16 protein-coding genes are annotated in these 18,350 nt (G+C 32.6%); 3 read left to right on the top strand and 13 right to left on the bottom strand.

Annotated features, from left to right (window positions below; genetic code table 11):
- Nucleotides 1-58 precede the first annotated feature (58 nt).
- Complete coding sequence (locus DB891_RS09870; protein ID WP_116763047.1) at nucleotides 59-1,603, top strand: hypothetical protein; 1,545 nt, start codon at nucleotides 59-61, stop codon at nucleotides 1,601-1,603.
- A 118-nt stretch (nucleotides 1,604-1,721) separates the two neighbouring features.
- Here the strand turns inward: DB891_RS09870 and DB891_RS09865 are convergent, their stop codons facing one another.
- From DB891_RS09865 to DB891_RS09835, 7 genes are all read right to left on the bottom strand, one after another.
- Nucleotides 1,722-2,219, bottom strand: a complete 498-nt coding sequence (locus DB891_RS09865) for a hypothetical protein (protein WP_116763045.1) — start codon at nucleotides 2,217-2,219, stop codon at nucleotides 1,722-1,724.
- Between the two features lie 146 nt (nucleotides 2,220-2,365).
- A complete protein-coding gene (locus tag DB891_RS09860) occupies nucleotides 2,366-3,742 on the bottom strand; it encodes a sensor histidine kinase (protein ID WP_116763043.1) in 1,377 nt (458 codons plus the stop codon).
- A gap of 4 nt (nucleotides 3,743-3,746) precedes the next feature.
- Nucleotides 3,747-4,415: a response regulator transcription factor gene (locus DB891_RS09855; RefSeq protein ID WP_116763041.1), complete on the bottom strand. Its 669-nt coding sequence runs from the start codon at nucleotides 4,413-4,415 to the stop codon at nucleotides 3,747-3,749.
- Nucleotides 4,416-4,418: 3 nt separating this feature from the next.
- Nucleotides 4,419-5,864, bottom strand: coding sequence for a DUF3570 domain-containing protein (locus DB891_RS09850; RefSeq protein WP_116763039.1), 1,446 nt, complete (start codon nucleotides 5,862-5,864; stop codon nucleotides 4,419-4,421).
- Between the two features lie 44 nt (nucleotides 5,865-5,908).
- Complete coding sequence (locus DB891_RS09845; RefSeq protein WP_116763037.1) at nucleotides 5,909-6,115, bottom strand: DUF4266 domain-containing protein; 207 nt, start codon at nucleotides 6,113-6,115, stop codon at nucleotides 5,909-5,911.
- 7 nt (nucleotides 6,116-6,122) lie between these two features.
- On the bottom strand, nucleotides 6,123-7,109 hold the full coding sequence (locus DB891_RS09840; protein ID WP_116763035.1) for an FAD:protein FMN transferase: 987 nt from the start codon (nucleotides 7,107-7,109) through the stop codon (nucleotides 6,123-6,125).
- Nucleotides 7,109-7,543: a thioredoxin family protein gene (locus tag DB891_RS09835; RefSeq protein ID WP_116763033.1), complete on the bottom strand. Its 435-nt coding sequence runs from the start codon at nucleotides 7,541-7,543 to the stop codon at nucleotides 7,109-7,111. The genes DB891_RS09840 and DB891_RS09835 overlap by 1 nt, the downstream gene beginning before the upstream one ends.
- Before the next feature lie 223 nt (nucleotides 7,544-7,766).
- Here DB891_RS09835 and DB891_RS09830 point away from each other — a divergent pair, with 223 nt between their 5' ends.
- Nucleotides 7,767-9,866 (top strand): LTA synthase family protein, encoded by a 2,100-nt coding sequence (locus DB891_RS09830; RefSeq protein WP_116763031.1) that lies wholly within the window; start codon nucleotides 7,767-7,769, stop codon nucleotides 9,864-9,866.
- A 274-nt stretch (nucleotides 9,867-10,140) separates the two neighbouring features.
- On the opposite strand, the gene DB891_RS09825 is transcribed toward DB891_RS09830, so the two are convergent.
- Complete coding sequence (locus DB891_RS09825) at nucleotides 10,141-11,145, bottom strand: zinc dependent phospholipase C family protein (protein WP_116763029.1); 1,005 nt, start codon at nucleotides 11,143-11,145, stop codon at nucleotides 10,141-10,143.
- A gap of 96 nt (nucleotides 11,146-11,241) precedes the next feature.
- Here DB891_RS09825 and DB891_RS09820 point away from each other — a divergent pair, with 96 nt between their 5' ends.
- A complete protein-coding gene (locus tag DB891_RS09820) occupies nucleotides 11,242-11,976 on the top strand; it encodes a YoaK family protein (RefSeq protein WP_116763027.1) in 735 nt (244 codons plus the stop codon).
- On the opposite strand, the gene DB891_RS09815 is transcribed toward DB891_RS09820, so the two are convergent.
- The 5 genes from DB891_RS09815 to DB891_RS09795 form a co-directional block, all read right to left on the bottom strand.
- A complete protein-coding gene (locus DB891_RS09815) occupies nucleotides 11,969-12,931 on the bottom strand; it encodes a YeiH family protein (protein WP_116763025.1) in 963 nt (320 codons plus the stop codon). The genes DB891_RS09820 and DB891_RS09815 overlap by 8 nt on opposite strands.
- 73 nt (nucleotides 12,932-13,004) lie before the next feature.
- A complete protein-coding gene (locus DB891_RS09810) occupies nucleotides 13,005-13,901 on the bottom strand; it encodes a LysR family transcriptional regulator (protein WP_116763023.1) in 897 nt (298 codons plus the stop codon).
- Between the two features lie 27 nt (nucleotides 13,902-13,928).
- A complete protein-coding gene (locus tag DB891_RS09805; RefSeq protein ID WP_116763021.1) occupies nucleotides 13,929-15,956 on the bottom strand; it encodes a hypothetical protein in 2,028 nt (675 codons plus the stop codon).
- Nucleotides 15,957-16,108: 152 nt separating this feature from the next.
- The gene (gene fabG, locus DB891_RS09800; RefSeq protein WP_116763019.1) at nucleotides 16,109-16,855 is read right to left on the bottom strand and encodes a 3-oxoacyl-[acyl-carrier-protein] reductase; all 747 of its coding nucleotides are present in this window, start codon (nucleotides 16,853-16,855) and stop codon (nucleotides 16,109-16,111) included.
- A gap of 256 nt (nucleotides 16,856-17,111) precedes the next feature.
- Nucleotides 17,112-18,062: an NAD(P)H-dependent flavin oxidoreductase gene (locus tag DB891_RS09795; protein ID WP_116763017.1), complete on the bottom strand. Its 951-nt coding sequence runs from the start codon at nucleotides 18,060-18,062 to the stop codon at nucleotides 17,112-17,114.
- Nucleotides 18,063-18,350 lie beyond the last annotated feature (288 nt).

Below are 18,350 nucleotides of genomic sequence, written 5' to 3'. Positions count from 1 at the left end.
TCAAAAAATAACAATATAAGTATCTGATTATCAGTATTTTAAATCCATATATAATACAATGGCTAACCCACAAAAAGATTTTTTATTTGTATTAATTAAATCGTTATCCAAATCTGAAAAAAGACAATTTAAGATATTTGCAAGTCGATTAGAAACAAGTGCGAATACAAAGTTTATCGAGTTATTTAATATTTTGGATAAATCTGAAAACTATGACGAGAAACTTATTTTAAAAAATGGACTCATAAAGAAAGTACAATTATCCAATCTAAAATCATATTTGTACAAACAAATTCTGGTTAGCATTCGGTTGAATATTCCAAGCCAGAATATTCGTTATCAGCTAAGGGAGCAAATTGACTTTGCAACTATTTTATACAATAAAGGGTTGTACAGGCAAAGCTTAAAAATATTGGATAAAACAAAACAACAAGCCTTAGAGAATGATGAAAAATACATGGCTTTTGAAATTGTCGAGTTTGAAAAACTGATCGAATCACAATATATCACAAGAAGTATTCAAGGGCGGGCAGATGAATTGGTTGTTCAAGCCAAAGAATTAAACTATCGCAATACCATTTCAAGTAAATTATCGAATTTATCCTTGCAGTTGTATGGTATTATGCTAAAAACAGGCTACGTAAAAAGTGATGAAGAATATAAATATATTGATGATTATTTCAATAAACATATCGCTCATTTAGATCAATCCAAATTCGAGTTTAGAGAAAAATATTGGTTTTACAATGCCAATCTTTGGAGAAGTTTTTTGGTTCAAGACTTTCTTTCCTGTTATAAATATGCCTATAAATGGGTTACTTTATTTTATGATAATAAAAATATGATTTTTCTAAACCCTGTGTTCTTCTTAAAAGGGAATCATTATTTATTGGAGTCTTTATTCATGCTCAAATACAAATCGAATTTCAAAAAATATTTAGAATTACTGGAAGAAACTATCAATGACCCTCGTTTCCCTGTAAACGATAACATTGCTTCGTTGTCTTTTCTTTATTTGTACAATAACAAATTAAATTATCATATACTCGAAGGGACTTTTGCGGAAAGCGAATACCTAATTCCAGAAATTTTAAATAAAATAAAAATTCACAATGAGCATTTAGATGAACATCACGAAATGATGTTTTATTACAAAATAGCTTGTATTTACTTTGGCAATGAAAAATATAATGAATCCATCTTTTATTTAGAAAAAATCATCAACAATAAAAATCTTTCTATGCGGGAAGATTTGATGTGTTTTGCAAGGCTTTTATGTTTAATTGTACATTATGAATTGGGGAAAGATTATTACTTAGAGAACCAACTCAAAAACACCTATAAGTTTTTGCTCAAAATGAATGATTTGCATGAAGTCCAAAAAGAGATTATTCGTTTCCTTAAAAATTTAAGCACTTTATATCCAAGTGACATCAAAAAAGAATTTGTAAAAATGAGAGAACGTTTTATTGAACTAGAGAAAAACACCTACGAGAAAAGAGCTTTTCTATATCTTGACATTATTTCTTGGCTAGAAAGCAAAATAGAAAACCGAAAAATAAGTGATATTATAAAGGAAAAGGCGAAGTTGAGTAATCGATAATTTTTCTTGAATTTCAAACAAACAAACAAACAAAACCCACGGTTAAAACCGTGGGCTATTCTAAAAACTTGACAAAACCATTCCCAAATAACTTTACGTTACTAGGAATGACAAATACCTAGTCATCGTGTTCTTCCGATTGCTTTTCGGCTCCACCACTATTCGTAGCTGAAAAATTTGCCCTTATCTCTGTATGGCGAATTTCTCCTCCGGAAGTACCTACTTTTTGAATTAAAAACAATCCAGCGGTTGCAATACCTAGTATCAAAAAAGAAAGTAGTTTGGCTTTTGAATGATTTTTAAAATTCAAATACATTCCTACAAGAGATAAACCACCCAAAACATAAAGCAATACAGCTAATTTTTCGGCTAATTCTTCATGCTCATGGATAATTTCTTTCCCTATATTTGGCATATCTTCCACCAACTCCTCTGCTCCTTCTCCTGTTCCCATACTAATTACAGCAAAAATAGCGGCAACTACAAATAAGGCATAAGAAGCGTTTTGGAGTGTTTTATTTTTCAATATTAGTCCTGTAATTAAAATACCAAATCCAAAGATGGTTCCAATGATTGGAAAATGGTTTACTACCATGTGTAAATGAGCGTCGTTCATAATATAATTTGATTTAATGATTAAAGATTATATAATTTTAAAGGTAATACAATTCTATACAATTCAAAAAACAGAATCATTAATATTGGCTTAATTATTAGAGGCTTATCATTTTTTTACAATTGATTCAGATACGGTTATAAATTTTAAAATTTAAAAAAGACTTGTGTTCCTTTATTTAACTCGCTTTTAATTTTAAATTCAATATTGAGTAATTGTGTGATTCGTTCTACGATAGAAAGCCCTAAACCGGTACCTTTTATTTCAGGATGCTTGGTTGAATCTGAGCGATAAAAAGGATTAAGAACCTTTTCTAAATCTTCTTTACCAATACCAATACCATTATCGGATATTGAACAAATCGTTTTTGAATCTATTTTGGAAAGGCTAATTGAAATTCTCCCATTTATATTGGAATACTTTATAGCATTTGAAATCACATTACCAATAATTATAGAAACCAAATAATTATCCGATTTGATAAAATAATCTTTTGAAAAATCATATAAAACCTCTATTTTCTTATCGCTTATTTTATTAGAATACAATGTAATAACATCGAGAATTATGGCATTTAAATAGATTTTCTCTATTCTTAAACTTTGTTTCTGGTTTTCAAACCGTGCTAATAATAGCAACTGGTCCACTAAATTATTCAACCGATTAACCTCAGAAATACTGAAATTAATTTTCTCTTCGTATTCGGCTTGATTTCTTGGTTTTCTAATTAAAACTTCAAGGGTTCCTTTCAATACTGTCAAAGGGGTTCTTAATTCATGGGAAGCATCTGAGGTAAATTGCTTTTCTCTTTCGACTGCATTTTCCATGCGATCCAATAAATCATTAATTGTTTTGGAAAGCACGTACAATTCATCCTTATTTTGAGGTAAATCTATCCTATCTTTTAGATTGTCCGTAGTAATTCTACTAGAAGTCTCCGTAATTAGCGTTACTGGTTTTATACTACGACCAGCAATAAATCGGGCAATAAAAAACAAGAGTATCAGTATTAATGGAAAAGTTATAAAAAGTGTATTTCTAAGATTGGTCAATATCAATGTAGATTCATCTAAGGACATCGCCACAAAAAGATAACCTACTTTTATATTTTTATCAAAAAGTGGAATTTGGATTTGCCTGATTGGCTGTTTATTCAAAAAAGTATCTACAAATTGATTGTCTTTATTTGCTTTGTACAATTGAAGTTGAAATCCTTTGAGGTTGGGAGACTTATCTATCAATTTGTTGTTATTATCTAAAAACTGAACAAAAACAGGATTAACATTTACCCTATTATTGTCTCGTTCTCTCCATTGATCAACTTGAATCAAATACGCATTATTACTGTCAATTTCAATCTCTTCCTGATATTCACTTGACTCTTCTAAAATATCATCATTTATATGTTTGTTGATACTGTATAAAGTAATTGCATAAATAGTACAAAACACTACCGATATCAATAGTCCTGTGCTGAGAATATAATTGAACGCAATTCTAGTTTTATAGGAGAATGAAAACATTAATTTAATTTATATCGTTTGCAATATATCCAACACCACGAATGGTTTTTATCAAATCTTCTTCTTTATTCAAATTGAGTTTTTTTCGGATAGCATTCATAAAAACATCAATTACTCCAGTATCGTATTCGAAATGTATATCCCAAACATCATTGATAATTTGGTTTCTGGTACACACTTGCCCTTTGTTTTTTATCAAATAAACCAGCAATTCGTATTCTCTTTGCGTAAGTGATACTTCTTGTTTATTTAAGATTACTTGGTGTTTTGAGGGAATAATTTTAATTTTACCCAGTGAAAGCACCTCATTTTGATTTTCATTTCTAAAATGAATTTTAATGCGCTCTACCAATTCATCAAAACTGAATGGTTTCTTAATATAATCATTGGCACCCGCTTTCAATCCTTCAATGGTTTCCTGTATGGTATCTTTGGCGGTTAAAAACAAAATTGGTGTTTTTGAATCTGTTTTTCGAATTTCTTTACACACATCGATACCTAACATTTGAGGCAAAATCCAATCCAGCAAAATGATATCCACTTTTTGACTCTGAGCTTTTTCGAGTCCAGATTTACCATCGTAGGCAACCAAAATCTCATAGCCCTCCTCTTCCAAGCCTTGCTTTAGAAAATTGGCAATTCCTATTTCGTCTTCTACAATTAGAATTTTCATATTTTACTGTAAAACAAATTTAAAACCTATAGTACCAATATTTGCTGACAAACCATCGCTTCTTACATAATGATTGAACCTCAAATCTATATTTTTCATTCCAAAAGAAAAAATCTGGGCTTTTGCAAAAAGATCAGTATAAGAAACTCCAAAACCATACTGATTGGCCGAGAACGTTGACAAATCATAATCAGAAGTATAAAATTTATCCGTTGACAAATGCGTCTGATAAGGGGCAAAATACTTCGTTTGCGTTTGCGAATAATAACGATACATGGGATAAACCGTGAATTTATCCGAAATCTTTACAGGAAGTTCAATATTGAACGTATGCGCTTTCAAATCCCAATCATCGGTATAATATCGATAATAGGTTCTTACTATAAAATGCTCGTTGATATAATAATTTAATCGAGCTCCAATCGGTAACTTAAAACGATTGTCAGGAAGTCTTTCAATATCATCAGCTAGTTCGTAGACCCCAACATTACTAGGACTCGTGTACTCATTTATGTATTGTGGTAGACCGATGTAATAATGAGGTTTATCCGCAAAATACGTTCTATGATAAGGTGACGATAATAATCCTTGTTGTTGCAAAACATCAAAAAACACCGAAAATTGGAAATTTTTAGTCATCACTTGGGAAAAAGCAAACGAAACCGAATAAGAGTTTCTGTTCACAGAGGTTACAGGTGCAAATTTGGAAGGCAAATAATTTTTAGAAGGCAGACCATTTTGATCCAGAATAGTTATTCCGTTAAAATACCCTTGATTTTGAAAATCATTCCCATAAAGGGAATATTCATGTAATTCTGTTGGATAAATCGGTTGCCATTGATCCAAATAGACATTGGCTTTCACACTTACTTCTGTATTTTTCTCATTAAAAAGCTTGGTAATTCCACCTCCAAAACCGACCGAAGTATAATCGTATTCGCTGGAAAAAGAAACATCGGCATTCCAAATAAAATTTCTGTTGTCACTATTATGTGTATAGGTGGCAACTGCAGACCATAATTCATCGTTTCCAGATGCACCTGATGAGGCTTGCCAAGGAGTTGGCCCCGCACCGCTAGTACCACCATCATTATCATCCTCTACATCATCATCTCCTCCTCCAGAAGCCCCAGAGGAAGAATTAAACGGATTGATATTACTGGATGAAGCAGAGGAGTATGCTGATAATCCCAAATCTACGGTTAATACATCATCGTCATTCAATGGCATAGCTACAATTATATTTGTGGCAAAATCATAAAGTTTTTCAGATCCTATACCTCCAGAAACAGCTGAATGTGTTCCGTCTTGATCGTAATAACTGGCCATAAAATCAACTTCGGCACTTTCTAAAACTCTCTTTTTAAAAACAACAGTAGAATCTTTCTCTTGTCCATAAGAAAGAGTACTAAACTGTATAATAAGAAAAAGTGCTTTTATAATTTTCATTTTGGGTATTTTATTTATTGTTATAAATGGGAAAACAGCGGCAATTAATTACAACCACAACCACCACCCGATTTACCTCCATTGGCTCCAGCTGCAGCTTCTCGATACACCTGAAAAGTTGTTTCATATCGTTCAGTCATTTTTGCACCCAATTTCATTTCTGGATCGTTAATGTTCATTTTTTGATATTCTTTTACTGAATTACAAGATTGCAAAACGATAATACTTGCAACTAACACAATTTTTTTCATACTGCTCTTATTTACTGTATTTCTTTATATCTATTCCCTTGGATGAAAATATTTTGCCTTTGTCATCAACAATAATACATTCAATTCCCTTGAGTTGATTCACTAAATCCAAACCTACATCAACCCCTAAAACAAAAATTCCGGTTGCCAGAGCATCTGCAATCTCGGTTTTCTTTGCAAATACCGATACACTGACTACTCCCGTTGCAGGATAACCCGTTCTTGGGTCTATAATATGCGAATATCTTTTTCCATCAAAAACCACAAACTTCTCATAACTGCCTGATGTTTCCACTGCACTATTCTCTAAAGGAAAAGTGGCGAAAATTTTATTTTTATTCATCGGATTTACAATCCCCACAGTCCAGGGTTTACCACTTGGTTGCTTACCCCAGGCAAAAATATCCCCAGATACGTTTACCAATCCTGAATCACATCCTTTTGACAATAACAAAGTGTGTATTTTATCGGCTATATAACCTTGACCAATTCCGCCAAGACCTAGTTTCATTCCTTCCATTTTTAGGAAAATGGTATGCTCTTTTTTATCTAAAATAATGTTCTTGTAACCAATTTTAGCCACTGATTTTTTTATGGCTTCCGGTGTTGGCATTTCTTTCATGGAACCATCAAACTTCCAAATCTTGTCCATAGAAGCATATGATATATCAAAAGCACCATAGGTGATTTCCGAAATTTTAATCGCTCTTTCAACCAATTCAAAAACTTCAACCGGCACTTTTACAGGTTTTAAACCCGCATTTCTGCTCACTTCAGAAATAGGTGTTGTTGGAATCCAATCCGATATTTCATTTTCTATTCTTCTTACTTCTCCAATCGCCATATTAATATAAATATTACCTTCTGTAGTATCTTTGGCAACAACATTTATCTCAAATGGACTGCCCAACATCGATGTTTTTCGTTTATGGATTATCTGGGCAAAGGATGAGAAGACAACAAATAGAAAAACGATGGATAGTGTTTTTTTCATTATTTTTCGAATGAATGAATGAGTTTAATATATTCTGAGGCCAAAACATTTTTGAAACCAGTCATTCCCAATACTTTTCCTTTTTTGTCTAAAAGCACTACTAATGGAAAACTGCCATTCTTGTTGTATTTTTCTGCCAGCTTATTATTGTTTTCCGTTAACTCTGATGAAAGCTGATTGGCTTTTTTCTTTGGAAAATCGGCTTTATAAATCACCCAACTTTTATCTGCCTCTACTTGAAATTCGGATGATTTCCAAACTATATTATCCAATTTAATACAAGGTCCACACCAATCTGAACCAAAGAAAACCAATAGTATATTTTTATTTTCTTTTTCGGCTTTTACTTTCACATCCTCAAAGTTGGTGTTCCAATTTTGAGAATATCCAAATACACTTGTCATCAAAAATAATATTGAAATATATAATTTCATAAGTTCAGTAATTTTTAAATTAAATATTCTGACTAATAAAAATGCTCCTAGTGAGATAAAACCTTATGTTTTTTTAACACATAAAAATACAATTATTATTTTACAAATTTAACTCAAAACAATCACCGAATTGTATGCGTAAAAAGGTCTTAAGATAACTTTAAGAGTAGAATACTTAATGCAGAAGCATCAATATTGTACTTTTGCAAAAAATTTAATTTTTATGAATCTTTTAAAAAAGTTTTCCCCTTTTTATAATCTCGCTCTTTTCTACATTATTGTTAGCTTCCTTTTGCGAATCGTTTTGGTATTTCATCCCATAACACAGACTTCTTTTGTTTTTATAGATAGCTTAAAAATATTCACTATAGGATTAGTTTCGGACGCCTTTGTATTTGTAATAGCAACCGGATTCTTGTGGCTGTACCTTATTTTTATATCCAACTCAAAATATTACAAACCCTACGGATACATCATTTTTGGATTGTTAGCAGCGTTATTACTTTACATTGCATCTGGTAAAAGTATTCTAAATGAATACGGTGGAGCCTTACCAAAAATCGGTTTAATTTTCGTAGGTCTTAAAACACTTTTATTTGGATTACTGCTTTTTCTTCCAAAATACCGAAGCCAAATCAGATTTTGGTTGTTCACCTTTGTGATGTTTCTATATGTTGTCCTTATTCTTCAAAATGGGATCAGCGAATATTTTTTTTGGAATGAATTTGGCGTTAAATACAATTTCATAGCCGTGAATTATTTGGTTTACACCAATGAGGTAATCGGAAATATTATGGAATCCTATCCTGTAATTCCGCTATTTTCAGGATTGTTTCTAATTGCGGGAACAGTGACTTATTTTATTGTCAAAAAGACCAGAAACTACATTGATACTATTCCAACGTTTACTGATAAATTAAAACTATCCGGAATTTATCTTTCATTATTTGGACTTTCTTTATTGACTGTTCCTTATTTAGCTAAAAAAGAAAACTCCCAAAATGTTTTTACCAATGAACTGCAAGCCAATGGAATGTACCGATTCTACTTAGCCTTTATGAACAGTGAGTTGGATTATTTCAAATTTTACAAAACATTACCCGAAAAAGAAGCATTTGCTTTATTAGGAAAACAGATTCCTTCCATTTCTGGGGTATCCTCTTTGAGACAAATCAAAAGTGATACTGCCGAAACTCCTAAAAATGTAGTTTTAATCACCATCGAAAGTTATAGCGCTGATTTTATGAAAGCGTATGGCAATGAGCAAAACATAACTCCATTCTTGGATAATCTTGCTCAAAAAAGTTTATTGTTTACCAATTTATATGCTGTAGGAAATAGGACTGTTCGTGGACTTGAAGCCGTAACATTATGTTTTCCTCCTACTGCTGGAGAAAGTGTGGTAAAACGAAAAGATAATAAAGACAAATTTTCTACAGGATCTATTTTTAAACAAAAAGGATACAATGTGAAGTATCTCTATGGTGGAGATGCCTTTTTTGATAATATGGAAGACTTTTTTGCTGGAAACGGCTATGACATTGTTGATAAAAAATCATTTACTCCCGAAGAAATTACTTTTGCCAATATTTGGGGAGTTTGTGACGAAGACATGGTTAATAAAGCGATAAAAGTGATGAATGCCGAAGCTAAAACAGGCAAACCGTTCTTTAATCATTGGATGACCGTGAGTAACCATCGTCCTTTTACATATCCAAACGATAAAATTGATATTCCTGGCGACGCCAAATCTCGTGACGGTGGTGTAAAATATACCGATTATGCTTTGAGAAAATTCTTCGAAATGGCAAGTAAACAACCTTGGTACAAAAATACCGTATTTGTAATTCTTGCCGATCATTGTGCTTCAAGTGCTGGTAAAACAGAACTTCCCGTAGATAAATACAGAATTCCAGCCATGATTTATAGTCCAGGCTTTATTCAGCCACAAAAATATACCAATGTAATGTCGCAAATAGACGTAATGCCAACGCTTTTTGGTTTATTAAATTTCAATTACCAAAGTAAATTTTACGGACAGGATGTTTTGAAATCCGATTATAAGCCAAGGGCATTAATAGCGACTTATCAGGATTTGGGATTAATAAAAGACAATGTTCTAACGATTATTTCGCCTAAACAAACCGCAAAACAGTTTCAATTGACTTTAAAACCAGATCAAAAAGTAGCACCTGAATTTCAAATCTATTACGATCAAGTTCCGATGAGCAACGAAAGAACGGATCTTGTCAACGAAACTATCTCATATTATCAAACAGCTTCGGATATATTGAAGAAAAAGAAATACCAACGATTGAAATAAAACACCAATTTTAGAAATACAAAAAAGCCTGTAAAAATAATTTTACAGGCTTTTTTATTTTTAGCTTCTGTCCCGAAATGTGATTAAATCGTGTCATTCTATCTAACTCTTTTATTTACCGCAAAGAGCGCAATGATTTTCCTCGCTTTATCTGTATTCCGCAAAGGTCGCAAAGCTTTGCGTTCCTTGCATTTTTCAAAAAAAAAACAAAACAAAAATCTTTGCGTCCCTTGCGGTTAAAATCATTTTACGTGTTATTTGATGCAGAACTTTTTTAATTAAAATCATTCTCACTTTCTAAACCAAAAAGCTTTCCTTGCTTCCAAAGTTTCAAATCATTTTTCAAATTCTTTTTGTTGCGATTGGTCAATTCTTTTGAATCTAAATCATCCAGATTTGGTTTACCAGCATTTACCCAAGCCGTGTACCAAAAATTGGTTGTTACAACAATTGCTTTACGCATCTGATTCTCTACCATCCCATTCAAAGCTTCGTGAAATTTTGAAGCATATTCTTTGGAATAAATCAAATCACCAAATTTGTTTTTGGCAATATTTCCTTTCTCATCTTTGTCATACATGGTCTCTGCTGTAAAAGTGGCTCGAAGATTTCTATCAACCAGCAAAAGTGGCTCAACAAGACTGTGGGTATCTTTTATCATATCCCAAGTCGCTTTTTCCACATTATCTACATACTTGGCTTCACCAGTATAGAAATTATAATTTTTACCAAACATTTCCGGTAAACGTGATTCCCACAAAGAATGAATTCCTTTTTGATTGGTCAATTGTCCGTCATGATTCGCAGACGTATGCAAAGGCATGTGTGCGTCACCAATATAATGCGCTAAATCAGCCGCCAGAAACAAAATTTCAGTCTTTCTTTTATCTTTGAAAGCCTTAGTCAACTTGGTCATTGTTTCCTGTATGTACCAAGGCAGAATACCATTACTGGATAAAAATTTCTCATCGTACTTTTTCTTTACATCCTCAAATGGAAGCGGAATAGAATCTACAGCACCAAAATTCTCCATGTCCATAAAATGGCGTGGATTTTCTGCCTTGTCACGTAACGTATATTTACGCAAATCTGGAACCGTTGATTCCTGTGTTATAAAATCAAGATGATTATAAAAGAAAGTTTGCAATGGTTTTGGCAATGCCATAACCGCCGCATTATTAATATGTTCGTGGCCAAAAATACCCCAAGACAAACTAATAAAAGCGATACCAATTGCTGAAAAAGTAAGGACTGACTGCTTTAATTTAAAATTTTTCATTATATCTATTTAATTGAACTACAAAAGTATTTTTTTTAAAGATAATTCAAGCAAATCAGGTTTAAATTTATGTTAATTCAACGAAATTAAATTACAATGTTTAGACATCAAGGCAAAAGCAGAACTTCTAAACACAATTTACGTCTGGCTACATTATTATCCTTCGTAGCAGGAATTGTAAATATAACGGGAGTTTTGTCCGTAAAAACATTAACCACCAATGTTACTGGACATTTTGCTTTTTTTGCCGAAGAAGTAACCAAACACAATTATCAAGCTGCCATTGTATTTTTGATATATACTTTGTTCTTTTTGGCGGGATCTTTTGCCTCCAATTTTTTGGCCGAATTAATTTCTAAAAAAAATCCAGACCTTTTCCATGTAGCTCCAATAACAATTGAAATAGCAATTTTGGTCTCTTTGGGTCTTTTTGGAATGCAAACCAATTTTTATTTGTTTGACGGAAAATGGACGGCCTTTGGTCTGCTTTTTGCCATGGGTATACAAAATTCATTGGTAACCAAAATTTCTCAATCTACAGTTAGAACCACACACTTAACAGGACTCTTTACCGATTTGGGAATTGAATTGTCACAATTATTTTTCTATAAAAAACCAGAGGAACGAAAAGCCTTAAAAACCAGTATTTACTTAAGACTATCCATTATTTCTTTCTTCTTTCTGGGGTGTTTTATGGGCGGATTTATCTACGGTTTTCTAGCGCTAAAAACGCTATTTATTGCAGCTTTTTTTCTATTGATTACACTTTACTATGATTATATCCGTTTGAATTTCATTACGATTAAACGAAAAAAAATCAATTTTAATTAAAATAAAGAATAGAAATTAAAGTTCCTATTGCAATACATGCCCAAAGTAATACGCCTTGAAATAAAGGTTTCAGTCCAACCGATTTCAAAACTGAACTATTCAAACCTGCTCCTATTAAGAACAAGGTAATCGTAAGACCTGTTTTGGCAATTGAAACCAAATAAGGAGCAACACTAGCAACAGGAGAAAAATAGGTATTGCAAACCATTGCCAAAATGAACAATCCAATAAAATATGGAATTTTCACTTTATTCGATTTATTTTTAAAAACTACTGCAGTAATCAAAGCAACAGGTATAATCCATAAAGCTCTTGCCAATTTTACCGTTGTGGCTACCTGCAAGGCTTCGGATCCATATTTATTTGCCGCTCCAACAACAGAACTCGTATCGTGAATGGCGATTGCACACCACAAACCAAAATCGTTTTGGGACATATGCAGCCAATGTCCAACAACAGGGAATACGAACAAAGCAATAGAATTAAGTATAAAGATTACCCCCAAAGCCACCGAAGTTTGCTTTTCATTAGATTCGATTACTGGAGCTATAGCTGCAATAGCACTTCCGCCACAAATAGCCGTTCCACAAGAAATCAAATGAGATGTTTTTTTTTGAATTTTAAGCCATTTCCCCAATAAAGTCCCCAAAATAATAGTCACAATAATAGATCCAACGGTAAAAAGAAAACCTTCCTTACCCGCCGCTACCGCACTATGCACATTCATTCCAAACCCCAATCCTACCACCGAAACTTGAAGTAGAATATTAGTTGCTTTGTTATTTAAATGCAAAAAAGGATGTCCAAAAAGGTTAGCTACAACCAAACCCAATAACAAGGCTATAGGGGGAGAAATGATTGGGAATAAACAAAGAACTAATAATAAAACAAAAATAACTTGTTGTATAGTATTATTGTTTTTTATAAAACTTGGGGCATTAACATTATTCTCCATTGGTAAAGATCATTTTTAACACCACAAAGGTCGGTATAAAACCATATCGTTACTAATTGTTAAAAACAATCTGCTATAACTTTAAGTTATAATAACTCGAAATGTTTTTTATAAATAATTCCGAAAGAGAATCTGATTTACCTTGTAAAGTAATGATGTAAAAATAACGCTCAATAATCAAATTATCGACATCTATAATCTGTAATTCTTTATTTTTCAATTCTTTACCAATAGCATGCATCGAAATAAAAGCGACACAATTCGAATTCATCAAATACGATTTTATACTTTCGGTGCTCCCCAATTGCATTTCAACCTGCAACTGGTCTATTTTGATATTGAAAGGTTTTAAGGCATATTCAATAACTTCAAGTGTTCCAGAACCTTGTTCTCGCATTACAAATCGAAAGGATTTAAAATCGGCAGGTGTGATTTCTTTTTTCCGAACTAATGGATTATTGGGATTGCAAACCAAAACCAACTCATCTTTAATGAATTGCGTGTATTTTATCGATTTATTTTTGGACTGTCCTTCCACAATTCCAATTTCAATTTCTTTGTTTAGCAAAGCATTTTCTATTTGCTCTGTATTTCCGTTTAGCAAATTTACTTTAACAGATTCCAGTTTTTGATGAAAACGAGCCAATAGTGGCGGAATAATATATTGGGAAATTGTGGTACTCGCTCCTAATCGCAACAAACCTTTACGTTCATTGATAAACGTGCTCATCTCAAAGTCAATTTCCCTGTAAATCTCAAAAATGTTCTTAGTATGCTTCAACAACACTTCACCAGCGTTTGTCAATGCTATTTTTGAACCGTTTCTTTCAAAAAGCTTGATTTTGTATTCTTCTTCCAACTCCTGAATATGCTTAGAAATAGCGGGTTGCGTAATGAACAATTCGGAAGCAGCTTTAGTAAAGCTCAATCGAGTAGCGACAGTAAAAAATACTTTTAGTCTAAAATCCATAATTAGTATTTTTGTCTAAATTAAAACCTACAACATCCCATTATACTTCCGAACAAACCATTCGGTAGAAAGAAAAACAGCAATCAAAATTAACAGCCATTTCCAATCAATCAAAGGAGATTTGGTAACAACATCTTTCTGAACGGCTTTGTATTCCTCATTCTCCAACAGTGTTTTTATCAGCGCATCAATTTGATTTGGATAAAATGCTGTCCCTTTCGTTTGTACTGCCAATTGTTTCAATTTCTGAACATCAGGATTTACAAACTGCTTCTCAATATCAAAATCCAGAATCTCAAAATGTCCGGAATATGAGGTTTTCGAATTCAACTCTTTTATTGAAAAATTATAACTACCTGCCAAAAGTCCGTCAAGATTTACTTTATAGGTATTGTTTCCTTTCAAAAGGTCAAAATTCTTGGTTTGTTTCGTTTTAATGTTAGTCACAGCAATTGTCAAACGTGCTTTTTCATCAAAATCATAATTCTTATTGAAATATTGAGCGGTAATTTCGATCGCTTCACCCGAATTATAGAAACTTTCATGATTGACAACCAATGATTTTTTGGCATTATTGGAAGCCAAATATTGAATAATCTTATTGATGAAAACATCATATTTTTCAAAGGATTGATTGTCGATATGGCTTTGTAAACTCCATTTCCAACTGTTTTCCCCAAATAAATAAGCCGCTCTTTTCCCTAGATTTTCCGTAAAAGCCAACAAAGGCGCTTTGGTGTCTATATTTCTAATTTTGGCTGAAAGCAACACATTCACTTCACCATTGGTAGTGATTAATCCGAAACTGTTTTGCAACGGCGGGAAATTTTCGAATCCTAAATTATCCACGGCAAAAAGATTAAACTGCGAATCAAAACCAGCCAAATAATCTTCTTCCTGACCACTCATTTTAAAAACGAAATTGTTTTGTTGTTGGTTCAAAAACGAAAAATCAGTACTCGTTCCAGTTATGATAAACGTATTTAGATTTGCTTTTTTATTAGCGTCAAAAACCGATTTGAACGCTGTGGTTGGCTGATATAAAATAAGAACATTGTAATCCTGTAACGACTTTACTTCATTCGGCTTCAACAATATCACTTTATGTTGTAAATTAGACTCTATAGCTCTTTTTAAAACACCAATATCAGGATGATTTAGAGCTGAAACAATAGCAACTGTTGTCTTTTGATCAATAACTTCAACCGCAAAATTCTTGATGTTATTGAAGGTGTTTTTCTCGCTTTCTTTAGAATCTATTTTTGCTTTATACACTTGCAATCCAACTTTATTGGCAGGCAAAAGCACATTTACGACAGCCGTTTTCTTTGATGGAGAAAAGGAAACACTTTGTTTAATCAACACTTCATTTCCTTGCGTAATACTGAAATTAGCCGCAACACTTTTATCTCCAGAATATTGCAAAAACACTTCAACAGGAAATTTGTTCTTTAGAAATGCATATTTATTGACATTCAGCTGATTGATTTTCAAATCCAAAACTTTGGTAGTATCGCCTAAAACTAAAGGATAAACTTTATTGCTTTCATCAAAACTATAAACGTAATCATTCCCCGAAGTTTGGTTTCCATCAGTGATAATTACCGTTGGATAAAACGCATTTTTATAAATACTCTTCAAATTTTTGGCAACCAAATCCAAATTAGTTTGAGTCCCCGTAAAAGTTAAACTATCCGATTGTTGAAAATCAGTATCAAAAAGATACGATTGCACTTCAAACTTTTCTTGAATTTCCTTATTTGAGGTTATTTTTTGGGCTAATTCAACTGCATTTTCTTTTGCATTCAAAAAAGAAATTGAACTAGAATTATCAACCACTATAGGCAAAGGCGTTTTGATAATTTCTAGCTTACTAGTCGTGATAATGGGATTTATCAGAAGCAACAGTATTGAAAAAATACTAAGAAAACGCAAAAAAGTCAAAAACAAACCAACTTTCGATTTGCTTTTGACTTTGTATAAATATTGAAAAAACGACAAACCACCCGCTATTAATAAAGAAAGTAGTAGTAATAGAATCGTGTTTGTTGTCATATTTTATTTAGTGTTCAGTATTCAGTTTTTTAGTGATCAGTTATTAGCATCCTTTTATCCTTGCAGTAATTATTCAGCATTATAGATTTATCTATAGTATAACACATTATACAAGACTGAACACTAAAAATCTGAACACTGAATACTCCTTTTTAAGTCAGCATTCCTCCGCAAACATTTAACACTTGCCCTGTAACATAAGCACTCATATCAGATGCGAAGAACAAACAAGCATTGGCTACATCTTCTGTAGAACCACCACGTTTCAAAGGAATTCCTTCTCTCCAACCTTTTACAACATCATCGCTTAATTTCGCAGTCATTTCAGTTTCGATAAAACCTGGAGCAATCACATTACAACGAATGTTACGAGAACCCAATTCTAAAGCCACTGATTTTGAAAAACCAATCACACCCGCTTTTGAAGCCGCATAATTAGTTTGACCCGCATTTCCTTTTACTCCAACTACAGAACTCATATTAATAATAGAACCGGAACGTTGTTTCAAGAATGTTTTTTGAATCGCTTTGGTCATATTGAAAACTGACTTCAAATTAACGTCGATAACTTGGTCAAAATCAGCTTCAGACATACGCATCATTAAATTATCTTTAGTAATTCCAGCGTTATTTATCAAAATATCGACAGTTCCAAAATCAGCCAAAACTGCATCTACAAATTTTTGTGCTTCATTAAAATCAGCAGCATTAGATTGGTAACCTTTGGCTTTTATTCCTAAAGCATTCAACTCATTTTCTAAAGCCTGTGCTGATTCTACAGATGAACTGTATGTAAAGGCAACATTCGCACCATTTTTTGCGAAAATTTCTGCAATTCCTTTTCCAATTCCACGACTTGCACCAGTAATAATGGCAACTTTTCCTTCTAGTAATTTCATATTCTAAAATTAGTTTATTTTTTATTAGGAGCTATTCCTGCTATCCGTTGTAAATGCAATTCACTGAACACCAAAACAATTATTAACTTGGTGAAGTAATCTTTACTTTTTTAAAGAAAAAAGTAAAGGATTTCCACTTCTATCAGGGCTAGTTTACAAAGGCCAAATATAATAATAAAATACGGAATGAAAAAAATTACAATTTCAATTAAACCATTAATAAAAGAATATAGACTTAAATGACGTTAGCAAAAAATTACAAACACAATTTATCAACTATTTTTGAAATAGGGCTTATTTCAGTAGTGTTTTCAATCGTTGGTCCAGCGACCCAAACGGTTTTATAAGTAACTTGAGTAGCCGCTTTAGTAACAGCATTTGACCCCATCATGTACCGAATCATTTTCACCCACTTTTTCAAAGTTTTATTTTTATTTAAAGTCTTTTCTAGCCAAGTTTGTTGGGTTCCTACTTTTTTAACATAAGGGGTATTAATAACGGTACAAGGCGTCCCCGATATTTTTTCGGTTAAAATAATATCTTTCTCACCATAGTCAACACAGGCTTGCTTATATTCTTGTGAAACTCCAGATTCAATCGAGGCTATAAAAGGACTACCAACAGAAACACCAACTGCACCATGTCCAAGCATTGTTTTCAGTTCCTCTTTAGTACCAACACCACCCGCAGAAATAACTGGTAATGTCGTATTTAGATTTAACTCTTTAATTAATTCTTCTGCAGCAAACTCACCTCTATGCCCACCTGCTCGATTGTTAACGGCAATTAAAGCATCCGCTCCCAAACTTTCTACTTTTTTAGCAAAAGTCAAGTCTGTAACATCGCAAAAAACTTTAATTCCAACTTTATGAGCTTCTTTGATAGTTTCCTCAGGTGAACCCAGAGAAGTAATTATAAAATCAACTTTTTCTTCACACAAAACAGCCAATTGATCTCTGTATTTGATATTTGATTTATTTACAATTAAATTATATCCAAAACTTCCTCCTTCCACTTTAGCTGCTCTAAGTTCAATAATTGAAGCACGTAACTCGTCTAATGTGCGGTAATTTAAAGCAGGAATACAACCTGCTACTCCAGATTTCATTCCTTCAATAACCATTTTAGTATTGGAGACCAGAAACATTGGAGCCATTATCAATGGGTGTTTAATCTCTAAAAGTGCTGTTAGCGTTGATTTTGTCATTACATAAAGTTTTTGGTTGTGGCAAATGTAATAAAAGATACTATGCACGCCTAGTAATTTAAATATAAAGCAAAATACAACTTTAAAATTTGAAATAGATTTTTTTCTAAGAAAGAATCGGTTCTTAGTTCCTTTTTAGGCTAATTAATATTTATGCCTAAATTTTGCCTCTCCATAGGTTTTAAAATCAATCCTTCAGTGCTCGATAGCTTTAAAATAGAATGATAAAAAAACTTCTCAATTACTTGGAAGTTTAGTGGTACTTAAAGACCTAAACCAGTAGATAAC

This window comes from Flavobacterium laiguense (assembly GCF_003097655.1).
GTDB classification, from domain to species: domain Bacteria; phylum Bacteroidota; class Bacteroidia; order Flavobacteriales; family Flavobacteriaceae; genus Flavobacterium; species Flavobacterium laiguense.
This window is presented reverse-complemented; position numbering and strand designations above follow the sequence as displayed.